The sequence below is a fragment of the Pseudomonas koreensis genome, assembly GCF_024169245.1.
Taxonomy (GTDB): Bacteria; Pseudomonadota; Gammaproteobacteria; order Pseudomonadales; family Pseudomonadaceae; genus Aquipseudomonas; species Aquipseudomonas koreensis_F.
In genome coordinates this window covers 4,711,110-4,737,130 of sequence record NZ_JALJWP010000001.1, presented here as the reverse complement: position 1 = coordinate 4,737,130, position 26,021 = coordinate 4,711,110, and the positions used below count along the sequence as shown (strand labels likewise).

Sequence of the window (26,021 nt, the reverse complement as noted above, 5' to 3'; positions counted from 1 at the left end):
GAGCGAGCCTGCTCGCGAAGGCGTCGGGTCAGTCAAAAATGTAACACTGACCCATTCCATTCGCGAGCAGGCTCGCTCCCACATGGCTTTCGGCGGATTTGAAAAATCACGCCACAACCGGCAACGCGCCCATCTTGCCATGGCAATACACCAGTGGCCCCGCCACCTGCTCGGGGACGATCAGGTTCTTCACCGCGCCGACCATGATCGCGTGGTCGCCACCTTCATATTCACGCCACAACTCGCATTCGATCACCGCCGTGGCATTGGCGAGGATCGGGTTGCCCAGTTCGCTCAGTGTCCACTCGATGCCCTGCGCCTTGTCCTTGCCTTTGCGGGCAAAGGCATAGGCTTCGCTTTGCTGCACGCTGGACAGCAGGTGAATCGCAAAGCGTTTGTTCTTGATCAGCACGGGATAGGAATCGGAGCTGTAGTTGGGGCAAAACAGCACCAGCGCCGGGTCCATCGACAGCGAGCTGAACGCGCTGGCGGTCAGGCCGACGATCTGGCCGTCGTCGTCCAGGGTGGTGATGACGGTGACGCCGGACGGGAACGAGCCCATGACTTGTTTGTAAATGGCAGCATCGATCATTGGGTGGTCCTCGGGTGTGTGACGCGGTTTTTATGATTTGTAGGTCTGATGGTATACCGTAATACATATCTTGCAAGGGCTTTTCTGATGAAACGATAAACGTACGGCTTTCGTCGGAAACTCAGTGTTTACGGGGCTTTCAGCTAGCGAGACGGGGGTGGGATCAGCGAGGATAGCGGATCAGAGAGCGACAGATTCAGCAGATCAGGCTTGTGCAAAGCTTGGAATACCATAATATGGTCTGCATCTGAGGGGCGACCCAAGAGTCCTCCCGGTTTGGCTTCATACAAAGATAAAAACAGACAAACTCGAGTTCACGCATATGTCCCAGATGTCCCGGCAAGATCCGTTGATCGAGAATCATACGGTCGATTACGTCCCACTCGCGGAACGCCACGGGAAGGCCCGCGACCTGTTCACTCTGTGGTTCAGCACCAACATCGCGCCACTGCCTATTGTCACCGGCGCCATGGTGGTTCAGGTGTTCCATCTCAATCTGTTGTGGGGGCTGCTGGCGATTGCGTTGGGGCATATGATCGGCGGCGTGGTGATTGCGCTGGCCTCGGCCCAGGGCCCGCGCATGGGCATTCCGCAAATGGTCCAGAGTCGCGGCCAGTTCGGCCGATATGGCGCGCTGCTGATCGTGTTCTTCGCGGCGCTCATCTACATCGGTTTCTTCATTTCCAACATTGTGCTGGCCGGCAAATCCATTGTCGGCATCGCGCCGTCGGTGCCGGCACCGCTGAGCATTCTGATCGGCGCGCTGGCGGCCACCGCGATCGGTGTGATCGGCTACAACTTCATCCACACCCTCAACCGCATCGGCACCTGGGTGATGGGCGGAGCGTTGCTCGCCGGGTTCATCTACATCTTCGCTCATGACTTGCCGGCGGACTTCCTGACGCGCGGCAGTTTCAACCTCTCGGGCTGGCTGGCGACGGTGTCGCTGGGGATCATCTGGCAGATCAGCTTTTCACCCTACGTGTCCGACTACTCGCGTTATCTGCCAGCGGATATCGGCATTGCCAAACCGTTCTGGGCGACTTATCTGGGCGCGACGCTGGGCACGATTCTGTCGTTCAGCTTTGGCGCGGTTGCGGTGCTGGCGACGCCGGAAGGCACTGAGGCGATGGCGGCGGTCAAGCAGTCCACCGGCTGGCTGGGGCCGATTCTGATGGTGCTGTTTCTGCTCAATATCATCAGCCACAACGCGCTGAATCTGTATGGCGCGGTGTTGTCGATCATCACCTCGATCCAGACCTTCGCCAGCCAGTGGACGCCGAGCATCAAGGTGCGCGTGGTGTTGTCGAGCGTGATCCTGGCCGGGTGCTGCGTGGTCGCCCTCGGTGCTTCGGCGGATTTCATTTCCGAATTCATCGGCCTGATTCTGGCGTTGTTGCTGGTGCTGGTGCCGTGGGCGTCGATCAACCTGATCGACTTCTATCTGATCAAGCGCGGCGACTACGACATCACCTCGATCTTCCGCGCCGACGGCGGGATCTATGGGCGTTTCAACCTGCACGCGATCATTGCCTACTTCATCGGCATCATCGTGCAACTGCCCTTTGCCAACACCTCGCTGTACGTCGGGCCGTACGCCAATCTGGTGGAAGGTGCGGATCTGTCATGGCTGGTTGGCCTGGTGGTCACCGTGCCGCTGTATTACTGCCTGGCGACTCGCGGGCAGGCGCAGCAGAACAGGGCGGCCAGACTCGGCTATACCGACTGACTGCAATCGCAATCCAGCAATGCCCGGCCCAGAGCCGGGCATTTTTGTTTGCGCATTTCAGCGGTCACGGACATTGGCCATATCGATCCCCTTTTGGCCCGCCGGCTACTGTCATCCGGCTGCGCTGTCAGCAAGAATCAAAGCCATAACAAACACGCTCTACCCTTTTTGCCCTCGGCTATCGTTACAGCCACTGCCGTGTAAAGAACATAAAAACCATCGATCTCACGTCGCATTCGGGGAAACAACCATGGTCACGATCCAACGCATTCTGGGCGCCACTGTATGTGGGCTGACGCTGCTGGCCAGCGCCGTCCAGGCCGAGCAGCGCCAACTGCGGGTGTACAACTGGGCGGATTACGTCCTGCCGTCAGTGCCCAAGGATTTCGCTGAGCAAAGCAAGATCAAAGTGACCTGGGACACCTTCGACACCAATGAATCGCTGGAAGCCAAACTGCTGACAGGCAACTCCGGTTACGACCTGGTGGTGCCCTCCAACCAGTTCCTCGACACCCAGATCAAGGCCGGCGTGTTCCAGAAACTCGACAAGTCGAAACTGCCGAACTGGCAGCACCAGGATCCGGCGTTGCTCAAGTTGCTCGACGCCAACGACCCCGGCAACCAATACGGCGTGCCGTACATGTACGGCACGGTTTTGATCGGTTTCAACCCGGCCAAGGTCAAGGCTGCCCTGGGCGACAATGCGCCGGTGGACAGCTGGGATCTGGTGTTCAAGCCCGAGAACATGGAAAAACTCAAGGCCTGCGGCGTAGCGATGCTCGATTCGCCGTCGGAGATCCTGCCGCTGGCCCTGCATTATCTCGGCCTGGATCCGAACAGCCAGAACCCGGCGGACTACGAAAAGGCCAAGGCCTTGATGCTGAAAATCCGTCCCTACGTGACCTACTTCCACTCGGCCAAGTACATGACCGACATCGCCAATGGCGACATCTGTGTGGCGATCGGTTACTCCGGCAGTTTTTATCAGTTCGGTAATCGCGCCAAAGAAGCGGGAAATGGCGTGGTGGTCGACTGGCGTTTGCCAAAGGAGGGCGCACCGATCTGGTTCGATACGTTCGCCATTCCGAAGAGCGCGAAGAACGTTGCCGAGGCTCACGAATTCCTCAACCACTTGCTCGATCCGAAAGTGATCGCACCGATCAGCGATTTCCTCGGCTATCCGAACGCCAACAAGGACTCGATGCCGCTGGTCAACAAAGACATTACCGACAACCCCAACCTGACGCCGACCAGCGAAGCGTTGAAAACCCTGTATGTGGTCCAGCCGTTGCCGCAGAAAATGGAGCGGGTGCGCACGCGGGTGTGGACCAGTATCAAATCCGATAAATAACACCACCGCACTTCAAATGTGGGAGCGAGCCTGCTCGCGAAAGCGGTGGGTCATTCAACTCAAATGTTGACTGATCCGGCGTATTCGCGAGCAGGCTCGCTCCCACAGGTGGGGTTGTGTTGTGTCATTCGGTGCGGCGTTCAGCTTCGCGGGAAGTCACCAGGCTCAACAGCACCGACCCGAGAATCACCGACCCGACTATTGCCAGCGACCATTCCACCGGCATGTGGAACCATGGCATCAGCACCATCTTGCCGCCGATGAACACCAGCACGACCGCCAACCCATACTTGAGCAAATGAAAGCGGTCAGCCATGTCCGCCAGCAGGAAGTACAACGCGCGCAGACCCATGATCGCGAAGATGTTCGAGGTGAACACAATGAACGGGTCGGTGGTGACGGCGAAGATCGCCGGGATGCTGTCGACCGCGAACATCAAGTCGCTGGCCTCGATCAGCACCAGCACCAGAAACATCGGTGTTGCCCAGCGCACGCCATTCTGCAGGATGAAAAACTTCTCGCCGTGAAAGCCACTGGTGATGCGCATATGCCCGCGAACCCAGCGCAGCATCGGATTCTTTTCCAGATCCGGTTGATGATCAGCGAACACCAGCATCTTGATCCCGGTGATGATCAGGAACACACCGAACGCGTACAGCAGCCATTCGAACTGCGACACCAGCCACACGCCGGCGAAGATCATCACCGCGCGCATCACGATCGCGCCGAGCACGCCGTACAGCAGCACGCGCCGTTGCAATTCCGGTGGCACCGCGAAGTAGCTGAAGATCATCACGAAGACGAACATGTTGTCGATCGACAGGGACTGCTCGATCAGATAGCCGGTGAGAAATTCCAGGGTTTTCTGCCGAGCGATTTCGCTACCGAATTCGCCATGCAGATACCACCAGAGCAGACCGGCAAAGCTCAGCGCCAACAGGCACCAGGCAACCACCCAGGCCATTGCTTCCCGCACCGACACCCGGTGCGCCTTGCGCCCGCCGAAGACAAACAAGTCCAGGGCCAGCATGGCCAGAACGAAGACGATGAAGGCTCCCCACATCCAGGGTTCGCCGATATTGATGTTCGTGGCAGGCATGGCACGCTCTCCTGTCTTTTATTTGCTCAGGGTCAGACAGGGCCATGCTAGCGATTGATTTGTGGCAAAGAAAAATCGTTTATTTCTGCGTAACAGTTCGTTAAAAGCGAAGCATCCGAACGCCTAGCGGCGGCGTCACGTGCTGGCGCTGAGGTACCTGCACAACATGCCTTGCTCATAGAGGCCCTGTTGCCAGCAGGAACAGTTTTCCGCTTTCCACTCTGTAAATTTGTTTCTTGTATAGAAATTCATAGTCGAATGTCGCCTCGATTGACTGGCGAGTTTTATCTTGTTCAATGGTGACGGTGCCATTCCTGCCAGAGTAACCAATGTCTCCTGCGATTACAGTGCACCTCACTCCGCCATCGCCCGATTCGACAACATCATATATGCCGTTTTTAACGTCGCGAGGCATGACAATGGAAAGCTGATAAAAATCATTGGCAGAATCATGGGTCCCGAGGACGCTGATGCTATTTTCAGTCAGAGAGGCATAAACGTATTTGTTAGGCTTGAATTCTTCGATCAGAGGGAATCTGGGTAAGAAAACGACTTTGTAATACTCTGCTTTCGTGAATTCTTTACTGTGACGGGAAAGAGGCTTTTTAGCTCTGTCAAGTCCAAGTTCAGCGAGTTCGATCTCAGTCATTGATAGCTCCTTAGTCTTCAGTGTGTGGAGCGGAATAACGGCAAGCGCTCCGTTCAAACGCTAGGCTTTATGGATTGCGCTGACAACTGTCAGACTTGTCAGTTGTGGCGTTTCTGGAGTTGTGCTATTCGCTCCCTTGCCGAACTGTCACATCAATTAATTCTCAACGAAAAAACTCCCCCGGCGTCTCACCAAACTGCTGCCGAAACGCCGCGATAAACGCCGAGGTCGAGTCGTATCCACAGGCCAGCGCGACGTCGGTCACACGCTCACCTTTTTCCAAGGGCGTCAGCGCCCCGAGCAGGCGCAGGCGTTGGCGCCAGGCGCGGAAGGTCAGGCCGGTGTCGCGCAGAAACAGCCGCGTCAGAGTCTTTTCGGTGACGCCGAATTTTTTGCTCCAGTGGCTCAGGGTGGTCTGCTGTTCCGGGTGTTGCTCCAGGCTCTGGTAGATCTGCTTCAGGCGCGCGTCTTGCGGCAGCGGCAGCATCAGGTCGATGGTCGGCGCGTCCGCGAGTTGGTCGAGGATGACCTGGGCCAGGCGTCCGTCAGGGCCGCTCTCGTCATATTCCACCGGGACCAGACTGAAAGCGCGGATCAACTCCCTGAGCAGATCGCTGACGCCGAGTACATGGCAATGTTCGGCCGCCCAACCGGTGACGCGGCTCTCGATGTAGAGGCTGCGCATTTCAGTGTGTGGCGCGCTGAACACCCGGTGTGGCACGCCGGCCGGAATCCACACCGCACGCTCCGGCGGCGCGACGAAACGCCCGGCGCTGGTCTGCACTTCGAGCACGCCTTGAATCGCGTAGGACAACTGCACCCACGGATGGCTATGACGGCGGGTGAGGGCGCGATTGGGCAGTGATTCGGTACGTCCATACACAGGACGCGGCAGGCTGGGCAACCCGGGAACACTGCGGCGAACGCTCTTGGCATGTCCTTTAGGCGGCATCTTGTGGCTCTTCGGCGTTAGTCGGTAATGGTCAGTCACGTTAGAGTCGTCGGTACGCACTGGCAACCCCCGGATGAACCTCATGACGCGCCCACGTTTTCTGCCCGATAACTTCACCCTGACTTTGATCGCTGTTGTCGTGCTGGCGAGCTTTCTGCCCGCCAGCGGCCAGGTCGCTGTCGGCTTCGGCTGGCTGACCAACATCGCCATCGCCCTGCTGTTTTTCCTGCACGGCGCCAAGCTGTCGCGCGAATCGATCATCGCCGGCGCCGGCCACTGGCGTCTGCATCTGCTGGTGTTCAGCCTGACGTTTGTGCTGTTCCCGATTCTCGGCCTGGCGCTGAAGCCGTTGCTGTCACCGCTGATCGGCGATCAGCTGTACATGGGCATGCTCTACCTCTGCGCATTGCCAGCCACGGTGCAGTCGGCCATCGCGTTCACTTCGCTGGCGCGGGGCAATATTCCGGCGGCCATCTGCAGCGCGGCGGCGTCCAGCCTCTTCGGGATTTTTCTCACGCCACTGCTGGTGACGTTGCTGCTCAACGTCCACGGCGACGGCGGTTCGACGCTCGATGCGATCGTGAAAATCAGCGTGCAGTTGCTGCTGCCATTTATCGCCGGGCAGATCGCCCGCCGCTGGATCGGCGCGTGGGTCGGGCGCAACAAGAACTGGCTGAAATTCGTTGATCAGGGTTCGATTCTGCTGGTGGTTTACGGCGCATTCAGCGAAGCGGTCAACGAAGGCATCTGGCAGCAGATTCCGCTGTTCGAATTGCTCGGGCTGGTGGCGGTCTGCTGCATTCTGCTGGCGCTGGTGCTGGTGGCCTCGACCCTGTTGGGCAAGGCATTCGGTTTCAACCAGGAAGACCGCATCACCATTCTGTTCTGCGGCTCGAAAAAGAGCCTGGCCACCGGTGTGCCGATGGCGCAGGTACTGTTTGCAGGTAGCACCATCGGCGTGCTGATTTTGCCGCTGATGCTGTTCCACCAGATTCAACTGATGGTCTGCGCGGTGTTGGCGCAACGATATGCGAAGCGGCCGGAGTCGGTGCCTGATCTGATGGCGCAGGTCGACCCGTAAAAACCCTTCACAGCCCCGAGTACTTGACCGCCGCTGCGGCCCGCGTCGGCACGTCCAGCGTGCGCAACAACGAGGACACATGGATGCGCACCGTGAACGGCGAAATGTCCAGTTCACGGGCGATTTCCTTGTTGGTCTTGCCTTGCGCGATCAACCGCAGCACGTCCTGTTGACGCGGTGTCAGCGTCGTCGCGGTTTCCAGCGGCAGCAGGCCGGAAGGCGCCGATTTCACCAGTACCTCACCCTCGCGGATCGCCAGAATCGCCTGACCGATTTCATCCGGTGCAATGTTCTTGCCGATAAAACCGTCAATGCCCGCCGCCATGACTTCACTGATCAGCGCTTGATCGTCGACCATCGACACCACGATCAGCGTGGTGCGCGGCAACTGTCGGCGCAAGTCGGCGAGCTGGCTTATGCAGGTCAGCCCGGGAAAACGCAGATCGAGCATCAAAGTATCGGGTTCGGTGCCCACTGCCAGCAGCGCGAGCACGGCGTCGAAGTCGCCGGCCTCTTCGACAATTGCGTCGGGCAGCAGACGCAGGACCGTGCGCAACATCGCCTCGCGAAACAGTGGGTGATCGTCGGCTATGATGATCCGGCATGTCATGACGTGACCCTCCCTGGGTCAGGCGTGATTCAAGGCCTGCACCTTAGCATCGGACGCGAAGGTTGCCTGTAGGCTGCTTCCGAAACTGACGATCGCTGCACAAGGACGTTTACCATGAAGTTTGAGAAAAACACCGAACTCGACCAGGCCAACCTACGCATCATCATCGCCTCCATCGCGGTGGTTTACATGCTGGTGCTGGGTTTTCTGCCGGGCCATCGCTTCGATACCTACCTGCCGGTCATCACTTACATTGTCCTGTTTCTGCTCGCCTCGATCGTGTTCCGCCAGGCCATCGCGCGCTGGCCGGGGCATTATCCGGCGCGACGGATTTTCGCCATGGTTCACGATTACACCGGCACCTGTTTTGGTCTGGTGATTGGCGGCGAGGCGGCGCTGCCTCTGTACGCGGTGATGGTCTGGGTCAATCTCGGCAACGGCATGCGCTACGGCTCGCGTTATCTGGCGATTGCCACCGGCCTTGCATTGCTGGCGCTGCTGGTGGTCTATCGCCTGACGCCCTATTGGCAGGCGCAACCGTTCATGGTGTTGATGCTGTTGATCACCAGCACGGTGATCCCGTTTTATGCGCACTTGCTGCTGGAGCGCACGCGCAAGGCGTCGGAAGAGGCGGTGGCGGCTAACCTGGAAAAGTCGCGGTTTCTGGCGCAGGCCAGTCACGATCTGCGCCAGCCGATCCATTCCATCGGCTTGTTTACTGCGTGCCTGCGTGAATCGTCCCTGGGCGATGACGAGCGACGGCTGGTGGATAATATCGACCGCTCACTGCTCAACGTCTCGCAGTTGTTTCGTTCGATTCTCGATCTTTACACCCTTGATAACGGCCGGGTCGAGGCGAAATGGCAAACGCTGAACCTCGGTGAGTGGCTCGCGGACATCGTCCGCCAACATCAGGAAGCGGCGCGTTGGGCGGGTGTCGAACTGCGGCTGCGACCTTGCAACTACTGGGTCAGAACCGACCCGGCGCTACTGGCGACCATGGTGCAGAACGTGCTTTCCAATTGCTTCAAATACGGCGCGCAGCGGCCAGTGTTGATCGGCGTGCGTAAACGCGGGGCAGGGCTGGCCATTGTTGTTTATGACTGCGGCAATGGTATTGCCCAAGAGCACCTGCTCAAGGTTTTCGAGGAGTTTTATCGGGTGCGGCAAGTGCGGGACAAAGACGTTGAAGGCGTAGGGCTGGGCCTGTCGATCATCAAGCGTCTCGGTGAACTGATCGATGTGCAAGTTGCTCTGCGTTCACAGTTGGGGCGCGGCACTGCTGTGACCCTTGCGGGTGTGCCGATCGTGGCGGCGCCGCAGTCACTGGTCGTTCGCGGTGAAGCGCGGCAGGTCGGATTGTTGACAGGGCTGAAGGTGTGCCTGGTGGAGGATGACCGCAATGTGCTGCTGGCGACTTCGGCTTTGCTCGAGCGCTGGGGCTGTGTGGTGCAGGCCGAGTGGTCGGCTGAGAACCTGGTAACTGACTGCGACATCATCGTCGCCGACTATGACCTCGGTACTCACGCCACGGGTATCGAATGCATCGACGATGTGCGAAAACAACGCGGCTGGGCCGTGCCGGCGATGATCATCACCGGGCATGACGTCGAAAAAATTCAGGCCGCCTTGCACGATCGGCAGATTGCCATTCTGTCGAAACCTGTTCGCCCGGCCGAGTTGCGCGCGACATTACGCGCCCTGCGTGATCGACAAGGCGAAGCGGTCGAAAACGCCATGTAAATCCCGAGCCACGAGGCCCACTCCGGGTGGGCTTCATGGTTCTCGGCGGTTTATATTTTTGCCAGTGCCTGGGCCAGGTCGGCACGCAGGTCTTCGACGTCTTCAACCCCGACCGACAACCGCACCAGCCCATCGCCAATCCCCAGCTTCGCGCGGGTTTCCGGTGGAATCGTCGCATGCGTCATGATCGCCGGATGTTCGATCAGGCTTTCCACACCGCCCAGACTTTCCGCCAACGCAAAGATCTTCACGTTCTCCAGAAAACGCCGTGCGCCGGCCAGGTCGCTGTTCAGGTCGACGGAAATCATTCCGCCGAAACCGCGCATCTGCCGCTTGGCCAGTTCATGCTGCGGATGCGACGTCAGGCCCGGATAGTAGACGCGCTTGACCTGCGGTTGCTGCTCGAGCCACTGCGCCAGATCCAGGGCGTTGCTGCAATGGCGCTCCATGCGCAGCGCCAGGGTTTTCACCCCGCGCAAGGTCAGGAACGCATCGAACGGCCCGGAAATCGCGCCGACGGCGTTCTGCAGAAAACCGAGTTTTTCCGCCAGTTCGGCGTTCTGCCCGACCACGGCGATGCCACCAATCACGTCGGAGTGGCCGTTGAGGTATTTGGTGGTCGAGTGCAGGACGATGTCGAAACCCAACTCCAGCGGCCGCTGGATGTACGGGCTGGCAAAGGTGTTGTCGGCGACGCAGATGATCCCGCGAGCGCGGCAGATGCGCGCGATTGCGGCCAGGTCCGACAGGCTCAGCAGCGGGTTGGTCGGGGTTTCGACCATGACCATGCGTGTGTCGTCCTGCAGCGAGGCTTCGAACGCCGACAGGTCGGCCAGGTCGACGAAGCTGAAGCGATGCCCGGCGCTGCGCTGGCGAACCTTGTCGAACAGGCGGAACGTACCACCGTAAAGATCATTGCCGGAAACGATGTGCGAGCCGGCATCGAGCAATTCCAGCACCGTGGAAATCGCCGCCAGCCCTGAGGCGAAGGCGAATGCGCGGGTGCCGCCTTCGAGGTCGGCGACACAGCGTTCCAGGGCGAAGCGCGTCGGGTTGTGCGAGCGGCCGTAGTCGAAACCCTTGTGCACGCCGGGGCTGTCTTGCAGGTAGGTGGAGTTAGCGTAGATCGGCGGCATCAGCGCGCCGGTGGTCGGGTCCGGCTCCTGCCCGGCGTGGATCACCCGGGTGGCGAAGCCTTGGGATTTATCGTCGTGCTGACTCATGCAAGGGATCTCCGTAATTGGTTGAGCATGTCGGTGCGGGTGATCAGGCCATGGAAGCCGGACGCGTCAGCGATGATCGCAACGAGGCCACGGCTGAGCACCGCTTCCAGCTCGGCCAGGCTCGCAGCCGGGGCAAGGGTTTGCAGTTTGTCGGTCATCACGCTGGACACCGACTGGCTGAAGCGGGCGGCGTCTTCGTGCACGCCGAGCAGGATGTCGGACTCATCGATCACGCCCACCAGTTGCTTGCCTTCGACCAGCACCGGCAGTTGCGAAACATCCGCCAGACGCATGCGCTGGAACGCAGTGAGCAGGGTGTCGTCAGGGCCGACGCTGATCACCCGTCCGTCCTCGAAACGCCGGGCGATCAAGTCGCGCAAGTCGCCGTACCCCTTGCGTTGCAACAGGCCCTGATCGGTCATCCACTGGTCGTTGTAGACCTTCGACAGGTACCGCGTGCCGGTGTCGCAGACAAAGCTGACCACGCGTTTCGGCTCGGTCTGTTCGCGGCAATAACGCAGCGCGGCAGCGAACAGGGTGCCGGTCGATGAACCCCCGAGAATGCCTTCGGCCTTGAGCAACTGGCGGGCGTGATCGAAGCTTTCTTCGTCGCTGATCGAGTAGGCGTGGCGCACGCTGGACAGGTCGGTGATCGACGGAATGAAATCTTCGCCGATGCCTTCGACCGCCCACGAACCGGGCGTCGGCAGGCTGCCGTCGCGGCTGTATTGGGCCATCACCGAACCGACCGGATCCGCCAAAACCATTTCCAGATTCGGCTGCACACGTTTGAAGAAACGACTCAACCCGGTCAGCGTGCCGGCCGAACCGACGCCGACGACGATGGCGTCCAGATCATGTTCTGTCTGCGCCCAGATCTCCGGCGCGGTGCTGCATTCATGGGCCAGCGGGTTGGCGGGATTATTGAACTGATCGGCGAAAAACGCCCCGGGAATGTCCTTGGCCAAACGCGCGGCGACGTCCTGGTAATACTCGGGATGGCCCTTGCCGACGTCGGAGCGGGTGATGTGCACTTCGGCGCCCATGGCCTTCAAGTGCAGGACTTTCTCGGTGGACATCTTGTCCGGCACCACCAGCACCACGCGATAGCCTTTGGCACGGCCGACCAGCGCCAGACCGAGACCGGTGTTGCCGGCCGTGGCCTCGACAATCGTGCCGCCCGGTTGCAGGCGGCCGTCACGTTCAGCGGCGTCGATCATCGCCAGACCGATACGGTCCTTGATCGAGCCGCCGGGATTCTGCGATTCGAGTTTGAGAAACAGCGTGCACGGTCCGGTATCAAAACGGGTGACCTGAACCAGCGGAGTATTGCCTATCAGCCCAAGCACGGCAGGGCGTGATTCCTTCGACATTTCTTCACCTCTTTATGGTGTTGATCGCGTTCCGATCGCGGGGAAAAGACTCGCGTGCAACTTAGGCGCAGACATCTTCCCTCGCAACCTTTAATCCTTGAGAAATCCAGCCATTTGGATCTAACGATAGAACGAATTTGCCAAGCTGCCGGAACAGTTCAAACGTGTTTACAGCGAGGCGTCATCGAGTATTCAAAGGGCGTCTTCGCCGCGACAAAAGCTTGATCTGGGCGTGGCAGTTATGATCGTTCCCATGCTCTGCGTGGGAATGCCGCCGGGGACGCTCTGCGTCCCGCAGCCCGAATATCGCAGCCTTCGGCGGCGCCTACACGCGGAATTTTGCATGAGTAGAACTTGTGATGATCTAGAATAAATTGAGTTTGTTTCATCAAGCCTCGTTCCCGACAATGGCCGCCATCGAATAAGCACCTGGAGTTGTTCTCATGGCACTGGCCCATTCCCTTGGATTTCCGCGCATTGGTCGCGACCGCGAACTGAAGAAAGCGCAAGAGGCATTCTGGAAAGGAGAACTGAACGAGGCGGGCCTGCGTGAGGTCGGGCGTGAGCTGCGCAAGGCCCATTGGGATCTGCAGAAAAACGCCGGCATAGACTTGCTGCCGGTCGGCGATTTCGCCTGGTACGACCAGGTGCTGACCCACTCGCTGATGTTCGGCGTGATCCCCGAGCGCTTCCGCCCGCACGACGGCAAAGCCACGCTGCAGACCCTGTTCAGCATGGCCCGGGGTGTCAGCACCGCTTGCTGCGGCGGCGCTCACGCTCAGGAGATGACCAAGTGGTTCGACACCAACTATCACTACCTCGTGCCGGAATTCAGCGCTGATCAACAGTTCCAGCTGGGTTGGGAGCAGTTGTTTGAAGAAACCGAAGAAGCCCGCGCGCTGGGGCACAACGTCAAACCGGTGATCATTGGCCCGTTGACCTATCTGTGGCTGGGCAAAACCAAAGGCGCCGATTTCGACAAGCTCGATTTGCTCGATCGCCTGCTGCCGCTGTACGGGCAGATCTTTGCGCGGCTGGCGGCACTGGGCGTGGAGTGGGTGCAGATCGATGAGCCGATCCTGGTGCTCGATCTGCCGCAGGAATGGAAGAATGCCTTCGAGCGCGCCTACAACCAGATACAGCGCGATCCGCTGAAAAAACTGCTCGCCACGTACTTCGGTGGCCTGGAAGAAAACCTCGGCCTGGCAGCGAACCTGCCGGTCGATGGCCTGCACATCGATCTGGTGCGCGCGCCGGATCAGTACCCGACCATTCTGGATCGCCTGCCGGCCTACAAAGTGCTGTCCCTCGGTGTGGTCAACGGTCGTAACGTCTGGCGCTGCGATCTGCAGAACGCGCTGGCGACGCTGCGGCATGCCCATGAGCGTCTGGGTGATCGTCTTTGGATCGCGCCGTCCTGCTCGTTGCTGCACAGCCCGGTGGACCTGAGTCGTGAAGACCAACTCGATGCCGAACTGAAAAGCTGGCTGGCGTTTGCCGTGCAGAAGTGCGAAGAGGTCGCCGTGCTCGCCCAGGCGGTCAGCGAGCCGGAAGCGCCGCAGGTGCTGCGCGCGTTGGCGCAGAGCCGTGGGGTGCAGACAAGTCGCGCCGCCTCGCCGCGCATTCACAAACCGGCGGTGCAAGCACGGGTAGCGGCGATCACGGCCAACGATGCGCAACGTCAATCGCCGTTTGCCCAGCGCATTGCCAAACAGCGGCGCAAGCTCGATCTGCCGCTGTTCCCGACCACCACCATTGGTTCGTTTCCGCAAACGGCGGCGATTCGTCTGGCGCGTCAGGCCTACAAGCAGGGCAAACTCAGCGCGGCGGATTACACCGACGCCATGCACAGCGAAATCCGCCACGCGGTGGAAATTCAGGAGCGCCTCGGGCTGGATGTGCTGGTGCATGGTGAGGCTGAGCGCAACGACATGGTCGAGTACTTCGCCGAACAACTCGATGGCTACGCTTTTACCCGCTTCGGCTGGGTGCAGAGCTACGGTTCGCGTTGCGTGAAGCCGGCGGTGATTTTCGGCGACCTGAGCCGCCCGCAAGCAATGACGGTCGAGTGGATCCGCTACGCCCAAAGCCTGACCGACAAGGTCATGAAAGGCATGCTGACCGGCCCGGTGACCATGCTCATGTGGTCGTTCACTCGCGAAGACGTCAGCCGTGAGGTCCAGGCACGACAACTGGCGCTGGCGATCCGTGATGAAGTCAATGATCTGGAAGCCGCCGGAATCAACATCGTGCAGATCGACGAAGCGGCGTTCCGTGAGGGCTTGCCGTTGCGCCGGGCGCAGTGGCAGGCATATCTGCACTGGGCGAGCGAAGCGTTCCGCCTGTGCGCCTCCGGCGTGCGCGACGAGACGCAGATCCATACGCACATGTGCTACAGCGAGTTCAACGACGTGATCGAGTCGATCGCGGCGATGGACGCCGATGTCATCACCATCGAAACCTCTCGGTCGGACATGGAACTGCTCGAGGCATTTGAAGCATTCGCCTACCCCAACGACATCGGCCCGGGCGTCTACGACATACACTCGCCACGCATTCCCGATGTGGCGGAGATGGTCGGGCTGCTGCGCAAAGCTGCCCGGCGCATTCCGGCTGAGCGTCTATGGGTCAATCCGGACTGCGGCCTGAAAACCCGTGCCTGGCCGGAAACCGAAGCGGCGTTGGTGCACATGGTCACAGCCGCGCGGCAGCTGCGCAAAGAGTGGGCATAGTAGCCACCGCAGTCCCCCTGTAGGAGTGAGCCTGCTCGCGATAGCGGAGTGTCATTCAACACATAAGCGACTGACCCACCGCTATCGCGAGCAGGCTCACTCCTACAGGGGGGGTGTGATTCCGGATGGCACGGCAGGCTTGCAATTGTTACCGTGACCCACCACAACTCAGGTACCTCCCGCACCCATGGACCCGCAGCCAGTCATTCAAGCCGCTTCTGAAGCCGACATCCCGGCCATCCTCGATTTCACTCTCAAGGCTCGCGCCGAGCTGTTTCCCAAACTCAGCGCCTCCGGCACGCCTGACGATCTGGCGCGTTTCGCCGAGGTGTATCTGCGCGGCGCAGGCTGCTTTCTGATCGCTCGTCATGCAGGGCAGATCGTCGCCTCGATCGGTTATTTGACCTACGACCGACGCTTTCCGGAACTCGCCTATCCCACCCTGAAAGTGGTGGAAGTCGTGCGCCTGTTCGTCCTGCCTTCGCAGCGCCGATCAGGACTCGCTGGTGCGCTGTATCGGGCGTTGAAGGAACACGCGCTAGCCAACGGCGTGGAGCTGATCTACCTGCACACCCATCCGTTTCTGCCGGGCGCCATCGAGTTCTGGCAGCGCCAGGGTTTTGCCATTGTTCAGGTCGACAAGGACCCGGTCTGGCAGACCACGCACATGCAATCGTTCATGAGTGAAACCGCAATATCTGCGCACCATCGAACGGATCCGTCAGATAGTGCGCCCTGACTCCGAAAGTCGTTTGTAAGCGCTCCGGCGTCAGCACTTGCAGCGGCTCGCCCAATGCCACCAGCCGCCCGCGTTCCAGCACCGCCAGGCGATCGCACTTGAGTGCCTGATTGAGGTCGTGCAGGGCGATCAGCGTAGTCACCGGCAGTGCGCGCACCACTTGCAGAATGCTCAACTGATGCTGGATGTCGAGGTGGTTGGCCGGCTCGTCGAGCAGCAGAATCTGCGGCCGCTGCGCCAAGGCGCGGGCGATGTGCACGCGCTGGCGTTCACCGCCGGAGAGGCTGCGCCAGAGGCGGTTGCGCAGGTGCACGGCGTCGACGTCGACCAGCGCTTGCTCGACGATGGCGTCATCGGCCGGCGACCACGGTTGCAGCGCCGACAACCACGGCGTGCGCCCCAGCGCCACGGCGTCGAACACGCGGATGCCATCGTCGGTATCGGCCTGCTGTTCAACCACGGCGAGCGTTTGCGCGATGCTGCGCCGGGACAATTTGCAAAGCGCTTGGCCGTCGAGCTGCACTTGGCCTGTGCTCGGTTCACGCAGGCCGGCGAGCAGTTTCAGCAAAGTGGATTTGCCGGAGCCGTTCGGGCCAACGATACCGAGGGTTTCGCCGCGCTGCACATCGAGACTGACATCATTGAGCAACTCGGCACCACGCACCTTGAAGCCCACACCAGCACAACTCAAAACCGGGTTCATCGCGCCGATCTCCGACCCACCAGAATCAGCGCGAACACCGGTGCGCCGACCAGCGCGGTGATCACGCCGACCGGAATCACCTGACCCTTGATCAGAGTGCGCGACAGGACATCGGCGGCAATCAGAAACACCGCACCGCCCAGCGCACTGGCCGGCAGCAGGCGCGCATGAGCTGTGCCGAGCAACAACCGCGCGGCGTGGGGAATCACCAGGCCGACAAAACCGATCGAGCCGACGATCGACACCATCACCGCCGTGACCAGCGCGGCGCAGCCAATCAACAGAATCTGCACACGGCGTACCGGAATGCCGAGAGAGGCCGCCGAATCCGCGCCAAAGGTGAACGCATCCAGCGCCCGGCGATGCCACAGGCACACCACCAGACCCAGCAGCGCTACCGGCACCGCCAGCCACACCGACGGCCAGCGCACACCACCGAGATTGCCCAACAGCCAGAACATGATGCCGCGCGCCTGTTCCGAGCTGGCCGAGCGGGTGATCAGAAAAGCGGTGAGGGCGTTGAACAACTGCGAGCCGGCAATCCCGGCAAGAATGATCTGCCCGGTGCCACTGGCCGAGCCGCTGACCCGCGCCAACAGAATCACCAGTACGAATGCAGTCACCGCACCGGCAAAGGCACCGGCCGACAGCGAGATCGCTCCGGCGCCGACGCCGAGCAGGGCGACCATCACCGCGCCGGTCGAGGCGCCAGCGGAAATCCCCAGCAGATACGGATCGGCCAACGGATTGCGCAGCAGCGACTGCAGGATTACGCCACAGGTCGCCAGACCGGCACCGCAGGCTGCCGCGACCAGCGCGCGGGTCAGGCGATAATTCCAGACGATGCCTTCGTCGATCGGGTCGAGCACATAACCGGCGCCCCACAGCTTGTTCGCCAGTACCTGCAACACTACGCTCGGCTCGATCGAGGTCTCGCCAATGGCCACACCGCCGATCAGCGCGGCCGACAGCGTCAACAGAACCAGCAGGGCACGGATCAGGCGTCTGCTCATTGCGACAGGTCGTAGCCGTTGATGGCGCTGGCCAATTGTGCGAGGCCATCGAAGGTGCGCAGGCTGGCCTGCATGGCCATGGCGTCGAGGATGATGATGCGGTTGTGCTTGACCGCGTCCATGTTGCGCGTCACCGGATCACTGCGCAGGAACGCGAGTTTCTTCTGATAATCGTCCGCCGGGAAACGCCGGCGATCCATGCGCGCGATGACCAGAAACGTCGGGTTGGCCTTGGCGATGGTTTCCCAACCAACGGTCGGCCATTCTTCATCCGACTCGACGACGTTGCGCACCCCGAGGGTACTGAGCATGAAATCGGGAACACCTTTGTGCCCGGCCACGAACGGCTCGATGTCCATCTCGGCGCTGGAGAACCACACCAGGGCGCTGACGTCTTTGCGCTGCTGGTTTTTCGCGGTGGCAATCGATTGCGCGAGGCTGGCCTTGAGCTGCTCATTGAGCTGTTCGCCACGCGCCTGCACGTCGAAAATCGCCGCCAGTTGGCTTACGCCTTTGTAGATGCTGTCGATGCGAAACGGCGCCAGGCGCGTGCCGTCCGCACCGACGAGGTTATCCTTGGCTTCGCAATCGGAGGGCAGCAGGTAGGTCGGAACCTTCAGTTCATGGAACTGCTCGCGGGTGCCGACCGCGCCTTGCGGGCCGACCATCCATTCCAGCTCGACGGCAACCAGCTCCGGGCGTTTGCCGATCACCGCTTCGAAACTCGGTTCGTTATCGGCGAGGCGCTCGATCGTATTGTTTTGCGCTTTGTATGTGCCCAGCACGTCGTTGAACCACAGCGAAGTGCCGACGACCTTATTGCCCAGACCCAAGGCGTAGAGCATCTCGGTGCCGGCCTGGCCGATAGTTACCGTGCGAGTGGGTGCGTGTTGAAAGGTCAGGCTGCTGCCGCAGTTTTCCACGGTGAGCGGATACGCGGTCGGCGCCGCTTGCGCGAGGGCGCAAAGGCTCAGACCGGTGAGCAGGGTGGCAACGCGGGGCAGCAGCATGGGGCAGTCTCCAGAGGGAACCGTACGGGAGCGGGCGGGTACGGTTTGGAAACACACCTCGGGCGCGGTCGTGGAAATTGCGCAAGGCCGGCACGGGGAAAATGCGCACGGCACGATGTCCTTCCCGGACACCCCGCCGGTTAGTCAGTCACTGTGCCGGCAGGTCTCCTGACTGATGCGTCATCGCCATGCTCCGGCCTTCCCGGGGTTCACCCAGTGGCAGTCGAGGAGCAGGCTCGGCACCTACAGTTGCGGGGGCAGTTCCGATTGATGCTGTGCAAGCATTTCGGATTCCCTGTTAATTCCGTGTGGAAACCGGCGCGGGCATGTTAGTCGATCAGGCCGGTGAAGGGGAGCCGAATCTGCCGTGTTTTCATGCCGGAGCGTTTGCAATCTTGGGCAATGTTTGGCTAGTATACGAACCATATACATATCGTATTGGATTCATATATGGGCATCGTAAAGATTTCAGAGGACATGCACGAGAATCTGCGCATCTCCAGCAATGCACTGAGTCGCTCGATCAACGCGCAGGCCGAGCACTGGATGCGCATCGGCATGCTCGCCGAGCTGCACCCCAACCTCGACCACAGCGCCATTTGCCGCCTGCTGATCCGCGCCGAACAGAACGGCGGACTGGATCTGCATCAACTGACCCAGGAAGCCGTCAGCGCATGAGAAACCAGATCAGGATCAACACCCCGGCCGACATCGAAAAATCCCGCACCGCCGGCAAACTGGCTGCCGAAGTGCTGGCAATGCTGGTGCCGCATGTGAAGGCCGGCGTGACCACCGATGAGCTCGACCGGTTGTGCAACGACTACATCGTCAACGTGCAGAAAGCCGTGCCGGCCAACGTCGGTTATCACGGCTTCCCGAAAACCGTCTGTGCATCGGTCAACGATGTGGTGTGTCACGGGATTCCGTCGGGCACGCCGTTGAAGGACGGCGATATCGTCAACCTCGACATCGCCGTGATCAAGGACGGCTGGTTCGGTGATACCAGCCGCATGTACGTGGTGGGTGAGGCGACCGCCGAAGCGCAGCACCTGATCAAGACCACCTACGAGGCCATGTGCGCAGGCATTCGCGCAGTCAAACCGGGCGCGACGCTGGGCGATATCGGCCATGCGATCCAGCGCCTGGCGGAGGCGGAGGGCTTCAGCGTGGTCCGCGAGTATTGCGGTCACGGCATCGGCAAGGTCTATCACGATGAGCCGCAGATCCTGCATTACGGCTTTCCCGGTCAGGGTCTGAAACTCAAGGCCGGGATGATCTTCACCGTGGAACCGATGCTCAATGCCGGCAAGCGCCATGTGAAGAACATGCCGGACGGCTGGACCGTGCTGACCAAGGACGGCTCGTTATCGGCGCAGTGGGAACATATGGTCGCGGTGACGGAGACCGGATTCGAAGTGCTGACGGCGTGGCCGGATGAGATTGACGGCTACGGCGCTATTGTCTGAGACCGCGTCGGCTGGTTCCCTCACCCTAGCCCTCTCCCAGAGGGAGAGGGGACTGACCGAGGTGTTCTTGCGAGATACGCCGAGGTGCGATACCGAGTCGAACTCACATTTTGAACAGCATGAAGATCGGCTCCCTTTCCCCCTCGCCCCCCTGGGGGAGAGGGCTGGGGTGAGGGGGTAGATCCAACTGACTCAGCGCAATCAGTGGGCCCCTGCGGCCTTGTTCAAATCGCTCTCAGCCCACTCGGTATAAACACAGGCATCCGCCGTCGCCCAGCGAACCCGCACCGGGTCGCCAGCCTTGAGCGGCATGCCCGCTGCCGACAGGGCTTTCACCGTCATCGACGTCCCGCCCGCCGTCACCACGCTGCACGTCTGGCTCTCACCGAGAAACAGCACCTCCACAACGTTCGCCGAAACCTCATTCCAACCCGCCGCCAGCGGCTCATCCAGCGCTTGCTGCGTGCTCAGCGCCAAGGCCTTTTCCGGCCGCACCATCAGCAGCACATCCTGATCAGTGTGCAAGCCCGCCGTCAGCCGAATCGACAATGATTGCCCCTCGAAACTCGCTGCCGCATTACCTTGGGCCTTGAGCTTGAGGAAGTTCGAATTGCCCAGAAACGACGCGACAAACGCATTCGGCGGGTTCTGATAGAGGTCATAACCACTGCCCAGACCGACGATCTTGCCGTGGCTGAAAATCGCGATGCGCTGCGACAGACGCATGGCTTCTTCCTGGTCGTGGGTCACGTAAACGATGGTGATGCCCAGGCGCCGGTGCAATTGGCGCAATTCATCCTGCAAGTCCTCGCGCAGCTTCTTGTCCAGCGCGCCCAGCGGTTCATCCATCAGCAGGATGCGCGGCTCGTACACCAGCGCCCGGGCGATGGCGACACGTTGCTGCTGACCACCAGACAGTTGCGAAGGGCGGCGATGGGCGAACTGTTCGAGCTGCACCAGTTTCAACATTGCATCGACGCGTTTTTCGCGCTCGGCCGCAGCGAGTTTGCGAATCGCCAACGGGAAGGCGATGTTGTCGCGCACCGACAGATGCGGGAACAGCGAATAGCGCTGGAAGACCATGCCGATGTCGCGCTTGTGCGGGGGCACGTTGACCAGCGACTGGCCATTGACGAGGATCTCGCCGCTGCTCGGTGTTTCAAAGCCGGCGAGCATCGACAGCGTCGTACTCTTGCCCGAGCCGCTGGAGCCGAGGAAGGTGAGGAATTCACCGTCCTTGATGTCCAGCGAGATATTGTCGACGGCCGCAAAATCGCCGTAGTGCTTGTTCAGGTTGCGCAGGCTGACCAGGGGTTTGTCGTTCTGCTGGGATGCGTCTTTGATCACGGCACTCATGTCGTACTCCTGGGCGCTCAGGCGCTGATTTCGTTGCGCCGGCGCAGGGCGGCGGCGATCACCATGACCAATACCGACAGGCCGATCAGCAGCGTCGAAGCGACGGCAATCACCGGGGTCAGGTCCTGGCGCAGGGTGGTCCACATTTTCACGGGAAGGGTTTGCAGGGTCGGGCTGGCCATCATCACGCTGAGCACCACTTCGTCCCACGAAACCAGAAAGGCGAAGAGGGCGCCGGCGACCATGCCCGGACGGATCGCCGGAAACGTCACCTTGAACACCGCTTGCAAGCGCGAGGCACCGCAGATCACCGCGGCGTCTTCAATCGACTGATCGAACAGCTTCAGCGAGTTGATGATCGAGATGATGGTGAACGGCAGCGCAACGATCACATGGCTGACGACGAAAGCGAACATGGTCCCGGTGTAGCCGAGCTTGAGAAACAGCGCGTACACCGCCACAGCAATGATCACCAGTGGCACGATCATCGGCAGGGTGAACAGGCCGTAGAGCATCTCGCGGCCGGGGAAGCGTCCGCGCACCAGCGCAAACGCCGTCGGCAAACCCAGGGCCACGGCACAAATGGTGGTCAGCACGGCAACCTTGAGGCTGGCGGCAGCGGCGTTCATCCAGTCGGGGTTGGAGAAGAACTGGCCGTACCATTTCAGTGTCCAGCCCGGCGGCGGGAACACCAGCCACTGCGAGGAACCGAACGACAGCAGCACGATGAACACGATCGGCAAAAGCAGGAACAGACCGATCAGCCCGGTGGTGGCGTAGAGGCCGAAGCGCATCCGGCGGCTCATCGCATTGGGAGTCAGGAGCATGTCGGCTTACCTCGCGTTACTGGCGCCAACCGGAGATTCCGGCTGAAGCTTCAGGTAGAAGTAGAACAGCACCAGGGTGATTGCGATCAGCAACGCAGCGCCGGCACTGGCCAGGCCCCAGTTGAGGAAAGACTGCACCTGCTGAATGATGAACTCCGGCAGCATCATGTTCTGCGCCCCGCCTAGCAGCGCCGGGGTGACGTAGTAACCGAGCGACATCACGAACACCATCAAACCGCCGGACGCCAGACCCGGCCGGCACAGCGGCAGGAACACCCGGAAGAAGTTGGTCCACGGACTGGCGCCGCAGATAGAGCCGGCCTGCAGGATCATCGGGTCGATGGCCTGCATGGTCGCCTGCAGCGGCAGCACGATGAACGGGATCATGATGTAGCTCATGCCGATCACCACGCCGGTCAGGTTATGCACCATTTCCAGCGGTTGATCGATGATGCCCATGGCCATCAGCGCCTTGTTGATCACCCCCGAGGCTTGCAACAGCACCAGCCACGAATAGGTACGGGCGAGCAGGCTGGTCCACATCGACAGCAGCACGATGTTGAGGATCCAGCGCCCCCAGCCGCGCGGCACCAGGGTGATCGCCCAGGCCAGCGGAAAACCCAAGAGCAGGCTGAACAGCGTCACCAGTCCGGCCACCGAAAAGGTGTTGAGCAGCACCCGCGCATAGGCCGAGTTGGCGAACAGTTGTTCGTAGTTGCCAAGCCCCGGCACCGGTTCCAGCACGCCGCGCAGCAGCAAACCGATCAGCGGCGCCAAGAAGAACAGGCCGAGGAACAACAGCGCCGGGACGAGGTTGCCGGCGCCGCGCCAGCGTTGCTTGAAGGCCGAGCCGGAAGCGCCAGCAGCGCTCCCGGTGGCAGTGGAGGGACGGGGCGCAGTGGCCGCGATTTTCATTTGACCAGCCATTCGTTCCACCGTGTCGCGATAGCCGGACCGTTCTTGGCCCAGTAAGCGAAATCAAGGGTGATCTGATCCTTGGCGTAAGCCGTCGGCAGGTTGGGCGCCAGCGTCGAATCCAGACGCTCCACACTGTCGAGGTTGACCGGGGCGTAGGCGGTCAGGTTGGAGAAATCGGCCTGGCCCTTGGCGCTGCTGGCGTTGGCGAGGAACTTCATCGCCGCGTCCTTGTTCTTCGAGCCTTTGGGGATGACCAGAATGTCGGCCATGACCAGGTTCTGCTTCCAGCTCACACCGACCGGTGCGCCGTCTTCCTGCAAAGCGTGGACGCGACCGTTCCAGAACTGGCCCATGCTTGCTTCGCCGGACGCCAGCAGCTGCTGCGACTGCGCGCCACCGCCCCACCAGACGATGTCTTTCTTGATGGTGTCGAGTTTCTTGAAGGCGCGATCCAGGTCCAGCGGGTAGAGCTTGTCAGCCGCAACGCCGTCGGCCAGTAGCGCCAGTTCGAGCACGCCGGGGCTTGGCCATTTGTACAGGGCGCGTTTGCCGGGGTAGGTCTTGGTGTCGAACAGCGCGCTCCAGTCCTGCGGCTTGTTGGCGCCGAGCTTGCCTTCGTTGTAGCCGAGGACAAAGGAGAAGAAGAACGAACCGACGCCGTGATCGCTGACGAAGCGCGGGTCGATCCTGTCGCGCTGGATGACTTTGAAATCGAGGGGTTCGAGCAGGCCTTCGGCAGCGGCGCGCAGGGCGAAATCGGCTTCGACATCGACCACGTCCCACTGCACGTTGCCGCTTTCGACCATGGCCTTGAGTTTGCCGTAGTCGGTCGGCCCGTCCTGAACGACGGTGATGCCGCTGGCCTTGCTGAACGGATCGGCCCAGGCCTGTTTCTGCGCATCCTGGGTGCTACCGCCCCAACTGACAAAATTCACGCTTTCGGCAGCCATTGCAGCCTGGCCGGTAACGCTGAGCAGTCCCGCGAAAAAGATCGCGGTTGCAGCTTTGTTCAACACCATGTTCACGCCCTCATTGTTGTGTTTTTGAGCGGGCCTTGCGTTGTTGCCCGCCTGTCGGGAGCAGTAGCCGGACGGTTTTTCAGGTCGTTCGGTCTATGGAATATCATATTATGGTATTCCAAACTTTGTGCAAGCACTTTGCCTTACCGGTTATCTGGCAGCTGTCCTTTTTTGTGGTTCGAAGAAATGGATCTGAAATGCGAACCCCTTGTAGGAGTGAGCCTGCTCGCGAAAGCGGTGTGTCAGTCAACATCATTGCTGAATGTCACACCGCTATCGCGAGCAGGCTCACTCCTACAATTTAGATTCGTGTTCGACGTGGGTTATTCGGTGTACGGAATGCTCTCAACCACCTCAAGATCATACCCGGTCAACCCTGCATACTTCAGCGGTGGGCCAAGGTGCCGCAGCTTGCCAACCCCCAGATTCTGCAGAATCTGCGCCCCGGTCCCGACTTCGGAATAGATCCGCGACTGCGAACGGCTGAACTGCCTCGGCGGCTGTGTCAGTTGCGGTACGCGCTCCAGCAGCGCCTGCGACGATTCATGGTTGGCCAGCACCACCACAACCCCATGACCTTCCGCCGCGACCCGTTGCAGCGCCGCCCACAGCGTCCAGTTCGTCGGTCCGCTGTACTCGGCTCCGACCAGATCGCGCAGCGGATCGATCACGTGCACGCGCACCAGCGTTGGCTCTTCACGGCGCAGATCGCCCATGACCATCGCCATGTGCACGCCGCCTTCGATGCGGTCTTCGAAGGTGATCAAACGGAACGTGCCATGCACCGTCGGCAGTTCACGTTCGCCGATGCGTTCGATGGTGTGCTCGGTGCTCAGGCGGTAGTGGATCAGGTCGGCGATGGTGCCGATCCTGATCCCGTGTTTGCGTGCGAACTGCTCCAGATCCGGGCGGCGCGCCATGGTGCCGTCGTCGTTCATCACTTCGACGATCACCGAGGCCGGGGTGAAACCGGCCAGCCGCGCCAGATCGCAGCCGGCCTCGGTGTGCCCGGCGCGGGTCAGCACGCCACCTTCCTTGGCGCGCAACGGGAAGATGTGACCGGGCTGCACCAGATCTTCGGCGCGGGCATTCGGCGCGACGGCGGCGGCAACGGTGCAGGCACGATCCGCCGCAGAGATGCCGGTGGTCACGCCAACCGCCGCTTCGATCGACACGGTAAACGCAGTGCTGAACACGCTGCCGTTGGCGGGTACCATTTGCTCCAGGTCCAAACGCTGGCAATGTTCGTCGGTGAGGGTCAGGCAGATCAGCCCGCGCGCTTCGCGGGCCATGAAGCTGATCGCCTCCGGCGTGCAGCGATCGGCAGCCAGCAGCAGGTCGCCTTCATTTTCGCGGTCTTCGTCATCGACCAGCAGGACCATTTTGCCAAGGCGATAATCTTCGATGATTTCTTCGATGCTGTTGAAGGCCATGCTGGACTCTCAGGGTTCTTTGGAAATATATTGGTATACCATAATACAAAATCAACAAAGAGGTCACTATGAAGGCGTACTGGATTGCACACGTGGATATAGCCGATGCCGAGCACTACAGCCAATACACCCAGCGCACCCCGCAGGCGATAGCCGCATTCGGCGGCAAGTTTGTCGCCAGAGGCGGGCGCAGCGAAGCGCTGGAAGGGCGGCAGACGCCGCAGCGCACCGTGATTATCGAGTTCGAGAGCTATGAAACAGCCGTGGCGTGCTACCGCTCGGCGGCGTATCAGGAGGCGAAAAGTTACCGCGAGGAATGGGCGAGGGCGGAGATCATCATCGTTGAAGGCATTGCCCCGATCTGAGCCACACCACCAAACCCCTGTAGGAGTGAGCCTGCTCG

General features: G+C 60.7%; 24 protein-coding genes and 1 riboswitch. Of the genes, 9 read left to right on the top strand and 15 right to left on the bottom strand.

Annotated features, from left to right (window positions below):
* Positions 1 to 106: 106 nt before the first annotated feature.
* Positions 107 to 592 (bottom strand): flavin reductase family protein, encoded by a 486-nt coding sequence (locus tag J2Y90_RS20820; RefSeq protein WP_016775037.1) that lies wholly within the window; start codon positions 590 to 592, stop codon positions 107 to 109.
* 322 nt (positions 593 to 914) lie between these two features.
* Between J2Y90_RS20820 and J2Y90_RS20815 the strand changes: the two genes are divergently transcribed.
* Positions 915 to 2,321, top strand: coding sequence for a purine-cytosine permease family protein (locus J2Y90_RS20815; RefSeq protein ID WP_253502562.1), 1,407 nt, complete (start codon positions 915 to 917; stop codon positions 2,319 to 2,321).
* Between the two features lie 250 nt (positions 2,322 to 2,571).
* A complete protein-coding gene (locus J2Y90_RS20810) occupies positions 2,572 to 3,672 on the top strand; it encodes a polyamine ABC transporter substrate-binding protein (RefSeq protein WP_253502558.1) in 1,101 nt (366 codons plus the stop codon).
* 124 nt (positions 3,673 to 3,796) lie between these two features.
* Here J2Y90_RS20810 and J2Y90_RS20805 read toward each other — a convergent pair whose 3' ends face one another.
* From J2Y90_RS20805 to J2Y90_RS20795, 3 genes are all read right to left on the bottom strand, one after another.
* Complete coding sequence (locus J2Y90_RS20805; protein ID WP_253502555.1) at positions 3,797 to 4,771, bottom strand: TerC family protein; 975 nt, start codon at positions 4,769 to 4,771, stop codon at positions 3,797 to 3,799.
* Positions 4,772 to 4,946: 175 nt separating this feature from the next.
* A complete protein-coding gene (locus J2Y90_RS20800; RefSeq protein ID WP_253502552.1) occupies positions 4,947 to 5,420 on the bottom strand; it encodes a hypothetical protein in 474 nt (157 codons plus the stop codon).
* A gap of 163 nt (positions 5,421 to 5,583) precedes the next feature.
* On the bottom strand, positions 5,584 to 6,372 hold the full coding sequence (locus J2Y90_RS20795; RefSeq protein ID WP_253505274.1) for an AraC family transcriptional regulator: 789 nt from the start codon (positions 6,370 to 6,372) through the stop codon (positions 5,584 to 5,586).
* A gap of 82 nt (positions 6,373 to 6,454) precedes the next feature.
* Between J2Y90_RS20795 and J2Y90_RS20790 the strand changes: the two genes are divergently transcribed.
* Complete coding sequence (locus tag J2Y90_RS20790) at positions 6,455 to 7,453, top strand: bile acid:sodium symporter family protein (protein ID WP_253502549.1); 999 nt, start codon at positions 6,455 to 6,457, stop codon at positions 7,451 to 7,453.
* 7 nt (positions 7,454 to 7,460) lie between these two features.
* Here the strand turns inward: J2Y90_RS20790 and J2Y90_RS20785 are convergent, their stop codons facing one another.
* Positions 7,461 to 8,063: a LuxR C-terminal-related transcriptional regulator gene (locus J2Y90_RS20785; RefSeq protein WP_253502546.1), complete on the bottom strand. Its 603-nt coding sequence runs from the start codon at positions 8,061 to 8,063 to the stop codon at positions 7,461 to 7,463.
* Between the two features lie 114 nt (positions 8,064 to 8,177).
* Between J2Y90_RS20785 and J2Y90_RS20780 the strand changes: the two genes are divergently transcribed.
* A complete protein-coding gene (locus J2Y90_RS20780; protein WP_253502543.1) occupies positions 8,178 to 9,806 on the top strand; it encodes an ATP-binding response regulator in 1,629 nt (542 codons plus the stop codon).
* A gap of 50 nt (positions 9,807 to 9,856) precedes the next feature.
* Here the strand turns inward: J2Y90_RS20780 and J2Y90_RS20775 are convergent, their stop codons facing one another.
* Both J2Y90_RS20775 and J2Y90_RS20770 read right to left on the bottom strand, forming a co-directional pair.
* Positions 9,857 to 11,029 carry a cystathionine gamma-synthase gene (locus J2Y90_RS20775; protein WP_253502540.1) on the bottom strand — a complete coding sequence of 391 codons (1,173 nt, stop codon included), beginning with the start codon at positions 11,027 to 11,029 and terminating at the stop codon, positions 9,857 to 9,859.
* Positions 11,026 to 12,402 carry a pyridoxal-phosphate dependent enzyme gene (locus J2Y90_RS20770; RefSeq protein WP_252880379.1) on the bottom strand — a complete coding sequence of 459 codons (1,377 nt, stop codon included), beginning with the start codon at positions 12,400 to 12,402 and terminating at the stop codon, positions 11,026 to 11,028. Before J2Y90_RS20770 ends, J2Y90_RS20775 begins: the two co-directional genes overlap by 4 nt.
* A gap of 443 nt (positions 12,403 to 12,845) precedes the next feature.
* On the opposite strand from J2Y90_RS20770, the gene metE reads away from it, so the two are divergent.
* Both metE and J2Y90_RS20760 read left to right on the top strand, forming a co-directional pair.
* Positions 12,846 to 15,134: a 5-methyltetrahydropteroyltriglutamate--homocysteine S-methyltransferase gene (metE, locus tag J2Y90_RS20765; RefSeq protein ID WP_253502537.1), complete on the top strand. Its 2,289-nt coding sequence runs from the start codon at positions 12,846 to 12,848 to the stop codon at positions 15,132 to 15,134.
* Positions 15,135 to 15,321: 187 nt separating this feature from the next.
* Positions 15,322 to 15,873, top strand: a complete 552-nt coding sequence (locus J2Y90_RS20760) for a GNAT family N-acetyltransferase (protein ID WP_253502534.1) — start codon at positions 15,322 to 15,324, stop codon at positions 15,871 to 15,873.
* Here the strand turns inward: J2Y90_RS20760 and J2Y90_RS20755 are convergent.
* The 3 genes from J2Y90_RS20755 to J2Y90_RS20745 are packed head-to-tail and all read right to left on the bottom strand — an operon-like array spanning position 15,812 to position 18,599.
* Complete coding sequence (locus J2Y90_RS20755; protein WP_253502531.1) at positions 15,812 to 16,576, bottom strand: ABC transporter ATP-binding protein; 765 nt, start codon at positions 16,574 to 16,576, stop codon at positions 15,812 to 15,814. The two genes, J2Y90_RS20760 and J2Y90_RS20755, sit on opposite strands and share 62 nt — an antisense overlap.
* Positions 16,573 to 17,589, bottom strand: a complete 1,017-nt coding sequence (locus tag J2Y90_RS20750) for a FecCD family ABC transporter permease (protein ID WP_253502528.1) — start codon at positions 17,587 to 17,589, stop codon at positions 16,573 to 16,575. The genes J2Y90_RS20755 and J2Y90_RS20750 overlap by 4 nt, the downstream gene beginning before the upstream one ends.
* A complete protein-coding gene (locus J2Y90_RS20745) occupies positions 17,586 to 18,599 on the bottom strand; it encodes an ABC transporter substrate-binding protein (RefSeq protein ID WP_253502526.1) in 1,014 nt (337 codons plus the stop codon). The genes J2Y90_RS20750 and J2Y90_RS20745 overlap by 4 nt, the downstream gene beginning before the upstream one ends.
* Before the next feature lie 141 nt (positions 18,600 to 18,740).
* Positions 18,741 to 18,934, bottom strand: a riboswitch (cobalamin riboswitch).
* 115 nt (positions 18,935 to 19,049) lie between these two features.
* On the opposite strand from J2Y90_RS20745, the gene J2Y90_RS20740 reads away from it, so the two are divergent.
* The gene (locus J2Y90_RS20740; RefSeq protein WP_003225727.1) at positions 19,050 to 19,277 is read left to right on the top strand and encodes a ParD-like family protein; all 228 of its coding nucleotides are present in this window, start codon (positions 19,050 to 19,052) and stop codon (positions 19,275 to 19,277) included.
* Positions 19,274 to 20,065 (top strand): type I methionyl aminopeptidase, encoded by a 792-nt coding sequence (gene map / locus J2Y90_RS20735; protein WP_253502523.1) that lies wholly within the window; start codon positions 19,274 to 19,276, stop codon positions 20,063 to 20,065. Before J2Y90_RS20740 ends, map begins: the two co-directional genes overlap by 4 nt.
* A gap of 201 nt (positions 20,066 to 20,266) precedes the next feature.
* Here map and J2Y90_RS20730 read toward each other — a convergent pair whose 3' ends face one another.
* The 5 genes from J2Y90_RS20730 to ribBA all read right to left on the bottom strand — a co-directional run bounded on the left by J2Y90_RS20730 (position 20,267) and on the right by ribBA (position 25,618).
* The gene (locus J2Y90_RS20730) at positions 20,267 to 21,421 is read right to left on the bottom strand and encodes an ABC transporter ATP-binding protein (protein ID WP_253502520.1); all 1,155 of its coding nucleotides are present in this window, start codon (positions 21,419 to 21,421) and stop codon (positions 20,267 to 20,269) included.
* Positions 21,422 to 21,438: 17 nt separating this feature from the next.
* Complete coding sequence (locus tag J2Y90_RS20725) at positions 21,439 to 22,248, bottom strand: ABC transporter permease (protein WP_007918021.1); 810 nt, start codon at positions 22,246 to 22,248, stop codon at positions 21,439 to 21,441.
* Positions 22,249 to 22,254: 6 nt separating this feature from the next.
* Positions 22,255 to 23,163: an ABC transporter permease gene (locus tag J2Y90_RS20720; RefSeq protein ID WP_253505270.1), complete on the bottom strand. Its 909-nt coding sequence runs from the start codon at positions 23,161 to 23,163 to the stop codon at positions 22,255 to 22,257.
* On the bottom strand, positions 23,160 to 24,185 hold the full coding sequence (locus J2Y90_RS20715; RefSeq protein WP_016775018.1) for an ABC transporter substrate-binding protein: 1,026 nt from the start codon (positions 24,183 to 24,185) through the stop codon (positions 23,160 to 23,162). The genes J2Y90_RS20720 and J2Y90_RS20715 overlap by 4 nt, the downstream gene beginning before the upstream one ends.
* A 323-nt stretch (positions 24,186 to 24,508) precedes the next feature.
* On the bottom strand, positions 24,509 to 25,618 hold the full coding sequence (gene ribBA / locus J2Y90_RS20710) for a bifunctional 3,4-dihydroxy-2-butanone-4-phosphate synthase/GTP cyclohydrolase II (RefSeq protein ID WP_253502517.1): 1,110 nt from the start codon (positions 25,616 to 25,618) through the stop codon (positions 24,509 to 24,511).
* Positions 25,619 to 25,686: 68 nt separating this feature from the next.
* Here ribBA and J2Y90_RS20705 point away from each other — a divergent pair, with 68 nt between their 5' ends.
* Positions 25,687 to 25,983, top strand: a complete 297-nt coding sequence (locus J2Y90_RS20705) for a DUF1330 domain-containing protein (protein ID WP_253502514.1) — start codon at positions 25,687 to 25,689, stop codon at positions 25,981 to 25,983.
* The last annotated feature ends 38 nt before the right edge of the window (positions 25,984 to 26,021 follow it).